The following is a 15,478-nucleotide window of genomic DNA, read 5'->3' on the forward strand; positions in this document are numbered from 1 at the left end:
ATGATTATGTTATTTCGCACCTCTTTACTTGCCTTATTGTTTATCAGCATCCTGAATGTTGCGCAGGCCCAGCCTGCCAATCTGCAGTCAGCTATCAGTAAAGACATGCCGTTATTAATGGACGTTTATAAGGATCTGCACCAGCATCCGGAATTGAGCGGTCAGGAAACCCGCACCGCCGCCAAGCTGGCGCAGCGGGCCCGCAAGCTGGGATTTGAAGTGACTGAAAAGGTGGGCGGCACCGGCGTGGTGGCGGTAATGAAAAACGGGCCCGGACCTGTGGTAATGATCCGCGCGGATATGGACGGCCTGCCGGTGGTGGAACAGACCGGTCTGCCTTATGCCTCCCAGGTGACGGCGACCACCGAAGAGGGCATGGAAACCGGTGTCATGCACGCCTGTGGCCATGATACCCATATGACCGGCTGGCTGGGCACGGCGCGGCAGATGGCTGACAGAAAAGCCCATTGGTCCGGCACCCTGGTGATGATCCTGCAGCCGGCCGAGGAGCGCGGCCGGGGCGCCAGGGATATGCTGGAAGACGGTCTGTTCGAGCGTTTCCCCAAACCCGACTATGCCCTTGCCTTTCATGACGCGGCGTCCCTGCCGGCAGGGGTAATAGGCTATACCCCGGGTTTTGCCCTGGCCAATGTGGACAGCGTGAATATCCTGGTGCACGGCGTGGGTGGTCACGGGGCTTATCCCCATACCACCAAAGACCCCATCGTACTGGGCAGCCGTATTGTCGGCGCCCTGCAGACCCTGGTCAGCCGGGAGCTGGATCCGCAGGATCCGGCGGTGGTCACAGTGGGCAGTTTCCAGGCCGGCTCCAAGCACAATATCATCTCCGACAAAGCCACCTTATTGCTGACGGTGCGCAGTTATTCGGACCAGACCCGGCAGACACTGCTGGACGGTATTGCCAGAATCGCCAGGGGCGAAGCCATTGCCGCCGGTATGCCGGATGAACTGATGCCGGAGGTGAGCATCAAGGATGAATATACGCCGGCCACCTATAACAGTCCTGAGTTTACCCGGCAGATGGGCGAACTCTTTGCCCGGCAACTGGGCGAGGACAGGGTGATGGAAACCCCTGCGGTAATGGGGGGTGAGGACTTCGGACGCTATTACCGGGCCGACAACAGCATCAAAAGCATGATTTTCTGGGTCGGTGGGGTGCCGCAGGAGCAGTGGCACAAAGCCCAGCAGGGTCAGGCCAAACTTCCTTCCCTGCACAGCCCGTTCTGGGCGCCCCAGGCCGATGCGGTTATCGCCACCGGGACCCAGGCACTGACCACGGCTGCGCTGCATTTACTGGAAAAACCGTCGCACTGAGATCAACGTATCATTCAGGGAAGAACGCATGCAGAACATGACTCTTCTGGCTATAGCCGGGAGCTTGCGAGCCGCCTCTTTCAATAAGGCGGCCGTTGAAGCCATGAGCGAACTGGCACCCCCGGGGGTGAGGGTGCAGGTTTATCCCGGACTGGCACAATTACCCTTGTTCAATCCGGATCTGGACGAAAGCGCCCTCGCCCCGGTCATGCACCTCAAACAGTGTCTGGCGGCGGCTGACGGACTGATCATCGCCAGTCCCGAGTACGCCCACGGCATCAGCGGCGTGATGAAGAATGCCCTCGACTGGCTGGTTGCCGGCGAAGAGTTTATCTCCATGCCCGTGGCCCTGATCAATACTTCCCCAAGAGCCACCCATGCCCAGGCAGCGCTTAGGGAAGTGGTGACCACCATGTCTGGCAGGATTGTGGATAGGGCCTGTGTGTCCATCCCCTTGCTCGGCACTTCCATGACCTGTCAGGACATAGTCGCCACACCGGCCCTTGCCGGTCCGCTTAACCAGGCCCTGACAGCTTTCAGGGACACCATAGTGGCGTGGTATCCCAGTTCAGGCAGTGGATCCCAGCAGACACAGACCTGATAATTGCCCTATGCCAGGGACGATAAAATCGGCACAATAGGGCCAGGTATCCCGATACGTGTTGTACTTTTTGTCTAGCTGTTTACTTCTTGTGAAGACAACCTGCGGCCACTGGCTCCTGTGGCTGATTCTGCTCTGCCCGGCTCCGCTGATGGCCTCGGCTGCCGACAAGCCTTGCGACAAGCTGCTCAGGGTGCATTTGGACCTGCATGCCCCTTCGGCTTATCTGGACGGCGAACGCATCCTCGGGATGGACGCCGAACTGGTGGAGGCCATTCTGACCCGGGCAGGATGCCGGATACAGTGGCATACGGTGCCGATGACCGGAGCCAGGATCCTCAAGAGTTTGCAGGACGGCAGGATAGATATGATGATCCGGGCCTCCAAGACGCCCCGCCGTCTGCAGTACGCCTATTTCACCCGACCTTACCGGCAGGAAGTCGTCGGATTGTTCAGGCGCCACACCACTGAATTGCCTTCCACATTAACGCTGGAGCAAGCCTGGCAGACAAAGCTCAGACTTATCGGCCCGGCCAGCGGATGGTACGGGGAGGAATTTGAGCGATACCGGCAGCAGTGGCAACAAACCAATCTCTACACTGCCTATCCGGATGCGGCGGTGGCTACCGAATTGTTGTTTGCCCACCCCAGCAGAGGCGAACTTCTGTGGGTGGACGCCGATATTTTCTATCACTTTTTGGGGCCGGGCCGCCGTCAGAAGGTCAGGCTGCTGGACAACTATTTGCTGAACAGCCCCGCGATGCTGATGATCACCAAGTCCTCAATCAACAGCCAGGATCTGCAGGCTATTAACCGGGCCATATTTGAGCTTTCCCATCAGGGGAAGCTCAGCGCTATCGAAGAGCGCTACCGTCCCCCGGAGCTGCGAAGCCTGCTGGAACAGGCAAGCCATAAACACAGCACGGCGGACCCCGACAGATAACTGGTCAGGACCCAAAAGGGGCCCCGGCATTAAAAAACGCCTCTTGTGAGGCGTTTTTTTTCAGAGCAGTTCGACCCGGGTGCCCCACAGGTCGTACTCGTCTGAGTGTTCGATTCTTACTTTCACCAGATCGCCCGCCTTCAGCTCGGTATCGCCGTTTAAGTAAACCACGCCGTCGATCTCCGGGGCGTCGGCGTAGGTGCGACCGATGGCGCCTTCCTCGTCCACCTCGTCGATGAGCACGTCCATCTCAAGGCCGATGCGTTTGGCCAGCTTGGCTGTGCTGATCTGCTGCTGTTTCTGCATAAAGCGCTCATAGCGTTCCTGCTTAAGCTCTTCGGAGACGGGATCAGGCAATTCGTTGGCCTTGGCCCCATCCACATCCGAGTATTTGAAACAGCCGACTCTGTCCAGTTGCGCCTCGTCGAGAAAATCCAGCAGCATCTGGAAGTCTTCCTCAGTCTCGCCGGGGAAGCCGACAATAAAGGTGGAGCGGATCACCAGCTCCGGACAGACTTCCCGCCAGGCTTTAATGCGCTCTTTGGTTCGCTCGGCGGCGGCAGGGCGTTTCATCAACTTGAGTATACGCGGGCTGGCATGCTGCAGCGGAATATCCAGATAGGGCAGGATTTTACCGGCTGCCATCAGCGGGATGACCTTGTCCACGGACGGGTAGGGGTAAACATAGTGCAGGCGCACCCAGATGCCCATTTCACCGAGTTTTTCACACAGCTCGGTCATGCCGGTTTTCACCGGCACGCCGTTCCAGAAGCCGGTGCGGTTTTTCACATCCACCCCATAGGCACTGGTGTCCTGGGAAATGACCAGCAGTTCCCTGACGCCGGCAGCCTGCAGGCGCTTGGCTTCGTCTAGTACCTCGCCCACCGGGCGGCTGACCAGATCGCCGCGCATGGAGGGGATAATGCAGAAGGTACAGCGGTGGTTGCAGCCCTCAGAAATCTTTAAATAAGCAAAATGCCTCGGGGTGAGTTTTACCCCATGGTCCGGTACCAGGTTTACGAAGGGATTGTGCTCTGGCTTGGGCAGAAAATCATGTACCTGCTCCACCACTGTTTCATAGGCATGGGGGCCGGTGATGGCCAGCACATTGGGATGCACTTCGCGGATCTCGTCTTCCTTCACTCCCAGACAGCCGGTGACAATCACCTTACCGTTTTCGGCCAGGGCTTCGCCTATGGTATCCAATGACTCCTGCACTGCCGAGTCGATAAAACCGCAGGTGTTGACTATGACCAGATCCGCATCGTTGTAGGTATTCACCACGTCATAACCTTCAGTGCGTAACTGAGTCAGGATCCGCTCAGAATCCACCAGGTTCTTCGGACAGCCAAGGCTGATAAAGCCGATGCGGTTGCCCCCTTCCACTAAGACTTCCTGTCCCTGTTTGGCCTGTTCGGCCAGCACTTTTTTCGGTGTTTCCAGGGTGGTGGTCTGTTTGGGGTTGAATGTCTCTACTGTCATGATTTCTCGCTGGCTAAAGGGCAAATCTGGCCGGCTTGCTTCAGGGGCCGGAAAAAAGTCGGCGGATTATACAGGAAAGCCATGCCAATGGCAGTAGTGGTTGGTTAAAAAATGCCCAGAAATGCATCTGTATGCTGCCACAGCGCCAGCCGGCGCCGTGGCATTGCAAAAGGGGGCTGTCAGGGCAGACTTTCCAACTGCCTTTGCAACTCATCGTCACTGGGACGAAGTTGCGGCAGGCCTTTCTTCAGGCGCCGCTGCCCCAGGAAATACAGAATGGGCGAAGCGATAAAGACCGACGAGCTGGTGCCGATGATGATGCCAAACAGCATGGGCAGGGCAAAGCTCTCCACCGCATGACCTCCTGCAATACCCATGGGCAAGAGTGCCAGGAAGGTGGTGGCTGAAGTAAGCACGGTGCGGGTCAGGGTCGAGGTAATGCTCTGATTGAGGATTTCCAGCATGGGCCGGTCTGGTGTCTGGTAGAGGTTCTCCCGAATACGGTCAAACACTACCACCTTGTCGTTGATGGAGTAGCCAATAAGAGCCAGCAGGGCAGCCACCGCAGTGAGATTGAATTCAACCCCGGCCAGCACGAAAAAGCCGATGGTTTTGGTCAGATCCAGGGCGATAGTCGCCGTGGCGGCCAGGGCGAAGTGAAACTCGAAGCGATACCACAAAAACAGCAGCATCCCACAGCCCGCCAGCAGGATGGCCAGGATAGTGGCATCGCTGAATCCGCCGCTGACCTTGGGACCGACCATTTCGACCTTAAGGATTTGGGCTTCAGGCGCCGCTTGCAACACGGCTTGCCGTAGTAATTCAGCGGACTGACTCTCGCCGCCTTTTTGGGCCTCGGCAATAGGCAGGCGGGCCAGGAAATGGCCCGGCTCGGAAAACTCCTGTATGGCTACCGAGGCTAAGCCCTGCTGGGCAAAAGCACCTCGTAAACTATCCAGTGAGATGTCAGAGACCTGCATTTCCACCAGAGTGCCGCCTTTAAAATCGATGCCATAATCCAGGCCGGGTTTAAAGAACAGTCCAATGGCGGTCAATGATAACAGTGCCGAGAGAGCCAGACCCAGATAACGGCCTTTCATCGGATCAAGTTTACTGTTGCTAAGACCGTCCAACAGGCTGATACCGGCTATCTGTAAGGGCCTTCGCCCAGTCCTGCGGATACTGACTTCCATTAGAAGCCGGGTGACGGAAATGGCGGTAAACATGGAGGTAAGCAGACCGATGCCGATAGTTACGGCAAACCCCCTGACAGGACCACTGCCAAACAAAAACAGCAAGGCAACGGCAATTAGTGTGGTCAGGTTGGAGTCCAGGATTGTGCTGTAAGCCCGATCAAAACCCTGATGCAAAGCCAGAGTGGCGCTATAACCCTTGCAGGTTTCTTCCCGGATACGCTCATTGATCAGGATATTGGCATCCACCGCCATACCCAGGGTGAGGATAATGCCGGCGATACCGGGCAGAGTCAGGGTAGCCCCCAGCAGACTGAGTAGGCCGAACAGCAATCCCATGTTGAGCACCAGGCTTACACAGGCAATCAGCCCCCAGCGCCCATAGATAGCCAGCATAAAGCCGATCACCAAAGTTGCACCCAGCAATCCTGTAGACAGACCCATGGCAATGGCGTCACTGCCCAGGTCCGGTCCCACGGTGCGTTCTTCAAGCACATCCATGGGCGCTGGCAGGGCGCCGGCGCGCAGCAGCAGGGCCAGATCCCGGGCCTCGATCACACTGAAGTCGCCACTGATTTCACCCCGTCCACCACTAATCACCGAACGGATTACCGGTGCTGTGATAACTTCACCGTCGAGTACCACGGCCAGCACCCGGCCGAGGTTTTTCTGTGTCATCTCACCAAACTGCCGGGCCCCTTCGTCATCCAGCTCAAAATTGACCACCGGCTGGCGGGTTTCCTGAGCGAAGGCCATCTGCGCATCAATCAGATGGCTGCCGTCCATTGCCACTCGCTGCTCCAGACTGTAGCTTCCATCACCACCGCGCTCTTTGACGGCCTGGATACTGGTCTGGGACGTGGAATCCAGGTTGGCGGTCCAATGAAAACTGAGCTTGGCCGTAGTCCCCAGCAACTTACGGATATGCTGTGGGTCCTCCACACCTGGCAACTGAATCAGTATGCCGTTTTCGCCTTGGCGGCTGATGCTGGGATCCACCAGACCCGACTCGTCCAGGCGTTTGCGCAGGACTTCCAGGCTTCTGTCCAGGGCATCGTCAAGCAGGGCCTGGCGATGTGCCGGGGTCAGGCTCAGCAGCAACTGACCTTTTTGTTCCTGCAACTGGTGAGTCTTGCCGTCTGGCGATTCCAGCAGCGGTTTCACTGCCTGCATCATGCTATTTAGCTGGTGTGCCTGGCGCGGAGCGATCCTGACTGACTCACTATCAAAGACCGGTACCTGGTAAGGGATCCTCGCTTCACGCAGCGCGGTGCGCAGTTGTTCGGCAAGTTGCTGATTTACATTTTGCAGTAAGGCCTTTGTGTTCACTTCCATCAGCAGATGGGAGCCGCCACGTAAGTCGAGGCCAAGATTCAGGGTGTTTTGCTGATACCAAACGGGCAGTTTTTCTGCCAGTCGCTCGGGTAGAATATTGGGCAGGGCGCTGAGCAGTCCGAACAGTATGATAAGGCTGTAGACAAGCGCCCGTGAACTCAGGGATTTCATCGCTATTCCTTCTAACAGTATAAAGACAGTATGTTTTAGGCAGGAATAGCCAGGGGTGGGCCGGTTGAAAATGGCAGGGAAAGCGAGTCGATATTAACAGGCAGTAAGGAGTAAGCAGTCTGCAGAAGCCCGTAGCGTTGCCAGCACGGTGAAGCGGGTGACAAAACGGATCCAGCACAGCCCTTATCGACATGGTCATCCTGAAGGAGGCGCTGGTAGTCAGCCTGATTCAAGCTGCAGGTGGCCCGTGACAGCGTGGCAAGATCTGAAGCGGTCCGTGCATGCCATCCCCCGGCGTCAGCAGGCGAAGGGTCTGTGGGTTCCAGATCCATAAACAGGCACAGCATCAACACAAACACCGCCCATGGGGCAGAGGGGTGGTTGCTGTGGAGGCGTGACTGACGGAACATGGGGGAAAGGGATCCTGACAGGGGGCTGTTAAACTCTGTTGCCGGTAGGATTTATCATACGCTTTCCGAAGCGCCTGCCTAGTATCTGGAAAAAAATATCTCCAGTGCAGTAAAAGGCTCAGGGTTGTGGCCGTTCCAAATAGGTCATTATTACTTTTACCAGTGGCAATCCTGACGGCTAACCCATACTATTTGCCTATGATTGGCAGAAAGTTCCTGGCCAGGCCGCTACGGGGACTTGCAGCAGATTCAGGCCAAAGATGGAAAAAGAAGACCTAAGCCATTACGAAGCACTTAAGGTGCTGATTATTGATGACCAGCCCATGGTCCATGATGTTCTCAAGTCCACCCTTTATGACTTGGGCGTCCGGCACATCAAGAGCGCCGAAAATGCCTACTACGGCCTGCGGCTGTGCGAGGAAAACAAGTTTCACGTCATTATCTGTGCCTTTAATGTCAAGAGCGACAAGGACGGCTTTCATCTGCTCGAAGAGCTTAAGTTCAAAGGGCATGTGAACAAACGCACCATCCTGATCTTTCTCAGCGCCGAAACCGACGAGAGCCTAGTCAATAGTATTGTCGAACTGCAGCCGGATGATTTCTGGGTCAAGCCCCTGTTGCCGGCGCAGGTGAAAAAACGTATCGAACATGTGCTGGACGTAAAAAGGAAGCTCTACAACGTCAATGAGGCCATCGACAACCGGGACTTTTCCAAGGCCATCTATTTCGTAGAGCGCCACCTGCTCAACCAGGATCTGGCCCGGTACCATATGCAGATGCGCCGGATCCGGGGCGAAGCCCTGCTGGCCCTGACCGAATACACCGAGGCCGAACGCTACTACCGGGAGCTGCTTGAACAGCACAAGATGTCATGGGCTTATCTCGGGTTTGTCAAATCCCTGCTCAAACAGAACAAGATCGACGAAATTCTCGACCTGTTGACCCAGTTGACCGACAAGGTGGATACCCGCTTCGCCACCTACGATCTGCTAGCACAGTACTACATTGAGCAGCAGGACTATGAGCGCGCCTACACCGAGATTAAAAAGGCCGCCGCCCTGGCGCCACGTAATATCGAGCGTAACAAGAAGCTCTGGGATCTGGCCCGGCTGACCCATGACCATGAAGGGCAGTTCCGCGCCACACAGGCCATGGCCAAAAATGCCAAGAACTCCATCCATGATTCGCCGGTGCTGATGCTGAATGTTATCCGCTCTGGTATTGACCTGGCCTGCACCCTGACCGGCGAAGCCTCGGCCCGGGTGCTAAAGCAATCAGAGCGCTATATCCAGGAGCTTGAGAACAACTACGATGACATCAGCCAGTTCAAGGAACAGATAGTAGTGATCCGGGCCAGGATCCACTCGGCCCGGGAAGAAAAGGACAGGGCAGAACGGCTGGTGGACGCCCATGTCTCCCTGCGTCCCAATACCTCGGTGGAGGACAACCTGGACAAGGTCAAGGCCTTTCACGAGCTGGGCAGACGCGAAGAGGCCCTGTCGCTGCTGGAGTCGGTGCGCAAGCAGATCTCCGGCGACAGTCTGACCAGTCAGGTGGTAGGACGTTATATCGAACAGGAAACCGGTGAGCGGATGGAAATCCACTTCACGCCCAAACAGCTCAATGCCATGGCGGTGGAGTTTTTCAAGCGGGACAAGAAAGACTCCGCACTCAAATCCCTTGAACAGGCCCTGCAACTGACCCCTAAGAACGTGCGGGTGTCGTTGAGTATTCTCAAGGTGCTGGTGGCCATTCATAAAAGCGAAGGGCTGGATGAGGATCAGCGTGAGCTGGCAGCCAGTACGGTGGCGAATCTGGACAGCAGCCAACTGGATGAAAAACAGCAGGGTGCGTTCGCCGATTTCAAGGCCGAATTAATGCCGAAGCAGAGCCTCAGCTAAGGCCGGGCTCCTTATCTGACGGGGCGTTATGAAGCCGATCCTGTTGCCGGTGCAGCCACAGATACACCCGCTTATAGACACGTTTTTCCGTCAGCATCCCCACATGGCTGATGGCGCACATCCTGACGCGGGTGGTGCCATCCAACAGGGCGTACTCGAGGGGATAGACCACCAGATCATTACGTGAACCCAGGGTCATTACCGGCAGATCCGGTGCGCTCTGCTGGAATGTACTCAGACTGTGGAGCAGTTCACTGTCCGGATGAAACAGCCGCTGCAGCCATGGCAATGACAGGGCGCTGACCGCCAGCGTGCCCCCGTGGGGCGTGCCCAGGGTGACAATGGAACGAATCAGTTGGCGGTCCTGCGGGTAGCGTTCCAGCAACATGCGGCAGATCAGTCCGCCCATGGAATGGGCCACCAGATGAATCTGTCCTGTAGCGCTCTTGGCTACCGTATCGCCCAGGGCCCGATGCAGGCTGTCGATATAACGGGCAGGATTGATATAGGGCCGACCCAGATTGAGGCTGAAGGTGTCCAGGCCACGCCGTTCCAGATAGGTGCGAAACCCCCAGAAACAGCTTCCGCTCATATGGAAGCCATGCACAAAGAGCACGGCATCCTGTTCGCTATGCTTGTCCAGCAGGGGTTTTTGATGGTTGGCCCCTTTGCTCAGCAGCCACCAGAGCTGCAACACTACCGCCCGGATAATCTGCAGGTAGAAAACCAGGGTGCCGGTCACGCCGAGAAAATAAAAACTGCGCCCGGTACTGCGGTAGTACCCTGACACCTTCCAGTACATGACTACCAGGGCCAGCCCATAGCCGCCCAAAACCAGCAGGATCAGAAATATAAAAGACAGCAGAAGTTCAAACATTGAGGGTACGGCAGCAACAAGGGTAAGTGAGTGCATGGCCCATCATACTGTCAATACTCCTTGTGAAGGAAGGGCCGGCGCATGTGCAGCCGGCCCGCCAGTCAGTTTTCCAGGCCGAACGCCAGGTTGATATAGCTGCACTGGGGCCTGTCGGCCACAAGCCGGGGTACGAAACGGGTATCTTCGGTGGGCATCACCACCTGGGCAATACCGTCCTGCTGCCAGCGGACAGGTGTTTTCCCGCTACAGTTCTGCAGCAGTTGGCGGCGCCACTGACCGGGATGGTCGACGTCACTGATCTGCTTCGCTGTGGGCTCGGGCACAGACGGGTTCAGGTCGAAATGCAGGGTCTGGCTCTGACTGTCAAAGCCGGCGGTATCGCCATGGTTAAGATAGTGGCTCATGCCTACCACCTGACGCTTCTGATCCTGGATTTTGTAGATACCCCTTTGCATATCCAGCATAAACACTCCGCCCTGGCCCAGCACAGCCAGCTTTGTCTGCCCGTCTGTTTTACCCATCAACAGGGCGGTGGCTTCATCCACGCCAAAGGCGAAGCGGGTCTCGGTGGCGGAGGCCAGCAACGCCAGTCTGGCCTCGCGGTCCCGCTCTGAGAAATGGGTATCCAGGATGCCCAGACTGAATAATCCGCTGCCGCCCAACGCTTTGTAGGTCAGATCCGCGCCCATCAACCCGTTAGCGCAGACTTGCTGGTTGGCGCAGGACTCAGGTGGCGGGGCAGCGGCGAAGGCGCCGCGCCTGAACGCCATTTCCGATGTGCCGCTGCTGATCATGGGCACAGGACGTTGTGCAAACAGGCCCCCGGATTGTACAGCCGTACCGGCGCTGGTGCCGCCCACCACCAGCTGATGGGCCGCAAAACGCTGCTTAATCAGCGCCAGTTCGGGACTGTCGCTGCCGTCACTTTGGGTCAGGGCCGCCAGAGTCCGGCTCTGATCGCCGCCGTTAAAAAAGACTCCTTGCACCCGGCCCAGTTGCTCCGCCATCCGGTCGGGCTGCTGACAGTATTGTTGCTGCAGCTCCGCTCGCTGAGTATAGAGGGCTTCCCGGTTAAAGCTGCCGTTGGCAGCGCGTATTTCACTCAGGCGGGCACAGCCGGGCAGGCCCTGTGCCTCAAGCTCACGGGCGTCCTGATAACTCTTATCCAGGGGCAGCCAGATGACTTCGGCGCCGGCCTGTTCGAATACCGACTGGTAGAAGTCAGCCGACTCAAAAGGATCACGGCTTGATGCGGTAATGACGGCTATTATGGGCTTCGCCTGTGAATCCCCTGGCAGACGGCTTTTGGCCATCAGCACAAACTGGCGATACAAAAAACGGGCATAACGATTGCTGTTGTTATCCAAGGCCACCCGTTCCCGTTTACGCTTACCCTGCTCGTCCAGTTGCGGCACTTCCAGGTGATCCAGCATCGCATCAAACAGGGGGCCCGGTATTTCATCATAGAAAAGGGCACCGTTTATCCGGCTCAACTGGGTCCGATCGAACGCCGTGCGCAGTTCATCGCGGGTTAACTGCTTATCTTCAAGCCGTGCATAAATATGCTGAAGAACCTTTGCCAGATCCTGCTGATAGTTTTCACTTTGTTGCAAAAAGGGCCGGGAATTTTTCAGTGCGCCGAGGCGTTGTGGTGAAAATTGATACAGATTCTGCTGTTTATCCTGTTCGGAATAATCGTTGGAAAGACAGGCTCCCTGACTCAGACTGGAGCAGGTGTTAAGGCCGCCGCCAACCAGCATAAGCTGGTAGTCTTTTATCTCAACTCTGGCATTTTCCTGGATTATGGCGTCAATATCGCTTCTTTTTGATGCAGAAATCGGAAGGCTGATCATGGCCAGCAGGGTTATCAGGGAAGCAAATTTCATAGCAGAAATTCCCGTGTCGCAAGGTTAAATTTTTGTTGACATGATTTTACGCTACGGGTATCTCTAATTAGGTGTCAAACAGTAATTCTGCGGTCAAATCCTGACCAGTATGAATAAATATTGACGTTTGATTTAAGCATTATCAGAAGATTTCATGTTGAAAAAAGCGGTCAATCTGACCACCTACTACTACAAGAGCTTCTACCTGTCAGAGTGGTTTGACGAGTAGAGACTGCCTTTCGCGTAATCGCTGAGTGTTGTTTCGGCAGCGTCCGACAGCACGCCTTTCTGTATTGAAAAAATATAACGATTAATCTTCGGTTGCCCCGGATAGCGTTGCATGCATCCGCGGCGGCCGGTATGCGACAGGTATTTGAACATGAAAATCAGTAAACTGACTCTGGGTATTGGCCTTGCCCTGAGTTTTTCCGGCCAGGCATTTGCCCAGCAGAGCAATGACCAAACCACTGCCCAGGCAGTAGAAAAAATTGAAGTCACCGGCTCCCACATCAAGGGTGTGGACATGGAAGGGGCCCAGCCGCTGACTATCATCAGCGCCGAGGATATCCGTAAGTCCGGTGCCACTACGGTCTTCGAGCTGATGAGCACCATCACCCAGACCCGCGGCGGCGAAGGCTCGTTTTCCACCTCAGAAAGTGGGGCCACCTCTACCTCGACCCCGGCTGGACAAGCCGCTGCGTCACTGCGTGGCTTAGGTCCGTCCGCCACTTTGACGCTGATTAACGGTCGTCGCATTGCGGCCAGCTCCTTTGCCTCCGGCACGCAGAACTTTGTTGATATCAACAGTATTCCGCTGGCCGCCATTGAGCGTATCGAAGTGCTGGCCACTGGCGCCTCGGCCACCTACGGCGCCGATGCCGTCGCTGGGGTTATCAACTACATACTGAAAAAAGACTACAAGGGTGCTGAGCTTAACGCCGTGTATGGCAACAGCACTGCCAGCTCTGACGAAGGCAGCTTGAACCTGAACTTTATCTGGGGTGACGAAGTGGCTGGCGGCGATCTGATGCTGTTTGCCGATTACTACGACCGCAAGGACTTCAAAGCTACGGATCGCAGCTACACCCGGGATCCTGTGCTTGAGAGCAGCTACTCCTATCTGTCCAAAACGCCGAATATCTACTACTACTCCGCCCGGGATGGGAATGAAATTGCCAACCCTAACTGTGCCACGCCGCTGGTAACCACCGAGTTTGGTGAAGAGATCTGTGCCTATTACGGTAACGAGGATGACTGGCTGGAAACGCCGCTGGAAAGCGTTTCTGCAGGCTTTACCTACAACAAGGAATTTGGCGATCTGAACTGGAAGACGGACTTCTTCTATACCCGCACCAAGTCGACATCTTATTCCACTCCGGCGCCTATCAATCAGGTCGATGACTCCGAAGGGCCTTTTGCGGATGAAACGGCGCTGGATATTTTCTCTGATGACATCAGAAATGATTTGCTGGATCGTATCTATATCGACCCCTTCGATACCGTGGCCGGTCGCACATTGTACGGCTTCCAGTTCGATGCCCGTTTTGCCACGCCGCGCACCGTGGAAATCGAAACCGACTCGTTCCGTCTGGTATCCGGCCTGACCGGCACAGTGGGCGAATGGGACTGGGAATCCGCTGTGACCTTGTCCAAGTCTGAGTCTGAGCAGGTTGCCGTGGCCGGTATCTATAACCGCTACAAATACCACGCGGCCATTGCAGGTGAGCTCTGCTCCGATGGCAGTATTGCCGATTATGACGCCGATGCCGACAGCTTAAGCTGTGGCAGCGGCTCACTGTTGGGTATGTACAACCCCTTCCTGATGGGCGATGCCACCAATGATGCAATTCTGGGTACTGCTCAGGAAATGCCCACCCGTGACGGTGAGAGCACAGTGTATGGCTGGGATCTGCGTTTTTCCGGCGATCTGATGGAGTTTAACGACGATGTGATCCGCTCCGCTTTCGGTCTGGAAGTGCGTAAGGAAGAAATCACCGATGTGCCTTCACTGAACGCCCGCGCCCGTTTCGAGAACGACTATCTGGTGGATGTATTCGGCTTTGGTTCCAGCTTGTCAGAAGCCAAGCGCACCCAATGGGGCGCCTTCGGTGAATTCCACGTGCCGTTGACCGAGCAACTGGAGATGCAACTGGCCGGCCGCTACGACCATTACGATGATTTCGGCGGTGACTTTAATCCCAAGGTGGCCTTTACTTTCCGTCCCACTGACGATCTGGTGCTGCGCGCCTCCTGGGCCACCTCCTTCCGGGCACCGTCCCTGACCCAGGCCGGTGTGAAGTTACGTACCACACGTGCGTCATTTGACTGCTCTGCCAACCAGGCGGTTGCCGATCTTTACTGTGAGGGCTTTGGCGACCTGCGCGGCAACAACGTGCTGGAGCTGGGTAACCCAGAGCTGGAAGCCGAGGAGTCTGAATCTGTCAGTATTGGCTTTGGCTACAGCCCCACCCGCAATACCAATATCACTGTGGATTACTGGCGTTTCGACCACGAAAAGCTGGTGGACACCGATATGACCGGCGTGTTGGACAGGGCCATTACCGATGCCTCTTTGCGTCACTGCGGCCTGGTGCCGGAAGGTGAAATCGGGATTTCCTATGACCCACAAATGTGTGAGGTCACCGACAGCCAGGGCCTGACCATTGAGGAGCAGGGGGCCAACCTGACTGAAATCCTGGATGCCTGGGTGGACTATGCGGATCCGCGCTTTGCCGAGCTGGAGCTGTATCGTGACCACGTCCTGCTGCTGGAAAATACCGGCACCCAAACCGTATCCGGTGTGGATTTCACCTTCGATCATCGTTTCGAGTTTGAGGCTGGCTCCTTAAGCTTCAGCCTGGATGCGACTCACTACATCAGTTATGAGCGCAACAAGCCCGGCTCCGATGAAATTGAAGAGCTGGCTGGCACCTGGCGTTATCCTGAGAACATCGCCACCGCACGCCTGTTCTGGGATCAGGAAAACTGGTATGCGGGACTGACTGCCTACTATACCGCTTCCTACGAGGATGACATCGAGCGTCTGCGTGGCCGTGAGCTGGATGAGTTGGACGCCCTGGGCGAACTGGATGAAAACGGGCTGCGTGATGTGAGTTCCTGGACCACGGTGCGGGCTACCTTCGGCTATGAGTTCGAAAAGGCCAATGTGAGTCTTTCCATCGATAATATCTTCGATCGGGAGCCGCCACGTGCCTATGGCTCAGCCCGTGGTTTTGATTCCATCAACCATGATGCCTACGGCACCACCTACAAGGTCTCCCTGACTTACTTCTTCTAGAGTACTCTAGTCTGAGGACGGGGGAGGGTAACCTCCCCTAATCATT

Annotated in this window: 9 protein-coding genes; 5 read left to right on the top strand and 4 right to left on the bottom strand. The window is 56.2% G+C overall.

The window, feature by feature from the left end:
• The first annotated feature begins 6 nt into the window (after window positions 1-6).
• From J0A66_RS07740 to J0A66_RS07750, 3 genes are all read left to right on the top strand, one after another.
• A complete protein-coding gene (locus J0A66_RS07740) occupies window positions 7-1,335 on the top strand; it encodes an amidohydrolase (RefSeq protein ID WP_206573214.1) in 1,329 nt (442 codons plus the stop codon).
• Window positions 1,336-1,363: 28 nt separating this feature from the next.
• Entirely contained in the window at window positions 1,364-1,936 is a 573-nt protein-coding gene (locus J0A66_RS07745; protein WP_206573215.1) for an NADPH-dependent FMN reductase, read from the top strand.
• 91 nt (window positions 1,937-2,027) lie between these two features.
• Window positions 2,028-2,879, top strand: coding sequence for a transporter substrate-binding domain-containing protein (locus J0A66_RS07750; protein WP_206573216.1), 852 nt, complete (start codon window positions 2,028-2,030; stop codon window positions 2,877-2,879).
• Window positions 2,880-2,939: 60 nt separating this feature from the next.
• On the opposite strand, the gene rimO is transcribed toward J0A66_RS07750, so the two are convergent.
• Together rimO and secD are read right to left on the bottom strand one after the other, a co-directional pair.
• Window positions 2,940-4,361: a 30S ribosomal protein S12 methylthiotransferase RimO gene (gene rimO, locus J0A66_RS07755; RefSeq protein ID WP_206573217.1), complete on the bottom strand. Its 1,422-nt coding sequence runs from the start codon at window positions 4,359-4,361 to the stop codon at window positions 2,940-2,942.
• 179 nt (window positions 4,362-4,540) lie between these two features.
• Complete coding sequence (secD, locus tag J0A66_RS07760) at window positions 4,541-7,060, bottom strand: protein translocase subunit SecD (protein ID WP_206573218.1); 2,520 nt, start codon at window positions 7,058-7,060, stop codon at window positions 4,541-4,543.
• Between the two features lie 670 nt (window positions 7,061-7,730).
• Here secD and J0A66_RS07765 point away from each other — a divergent pair.
• A complete protein-coding gene (locus J0A66_RS07765; protein WP_206573219.1) occupies window positions 7,731-9,371 on the top strand; it encodes a response regulator in 1,641 nt (546 codons plus the stop codon).
• On the opposite strand, the gene J0A66_RS07770 is transcribed toward J0A66_RS07765, so the two are convergent.
• Together J0A66_RS07770 and J0A66_RS07775 are read right to left on the bottom strand one after the other, a co-directional pair.
• The gene (locus J0A66_RS07770; protein WP_206573220.1) at window positions 9,364-10,284 is read right to left on the bottom strand and encodes an esterase/lipase family protein; all 921 of its coding nucleotides are present in this window, start codon (window positions 10,282-10,284) and stop codon (window positions 9,364-9,366) included. The two genes, J0A66_RS07765 and J0A66_RS07770, sit on opposite strands and share 8 nt — an antisense overlap.
• A 65-nt stretch (window positions 10,285-10,349) precedes the next feature.
• Window positions 10,350-12,134: a cyanophycinase gene (locus J0A66_RS07775; protein ID WP_206573221.1), complete on the bottom strand. Its 1,785-nt coding sequence runs from the start codon at window positions 12,132-12,134 to the stop codon at window positions 10,350-10,352.
• 379 nt (window positions 12,135-12,513) lie between these two features.
• Between J0A66_RS07775 and J0A66_RS07780 the strand changes: the two genes are divergently transcribed.
• Window positions 12,514-15,432 (top strand): TonB-dependent receptor domain-containing protein, encoded by a 2,919-nt coding sequence (locus J0A66_RS07780; protein WP_206573222.1) that lies wholly within the window; start codon window positions 12,514-12,516, stop codon window positions 15,430-15,432.
• Window positions 15,433-15,478 lie beyond the last annotated feature (46 nt).

The sequence above is a fragment of the Bowmanella dokdonensis genome (assembly GCF_017254865.1).
GTDB classification, from domain to species: Bacteria; Pseudomonadota; Gammaproteobacteria; order Enterobacterales; family Alteromonadaceae; genus Bowmanella; species Bowmanella dokdonensis.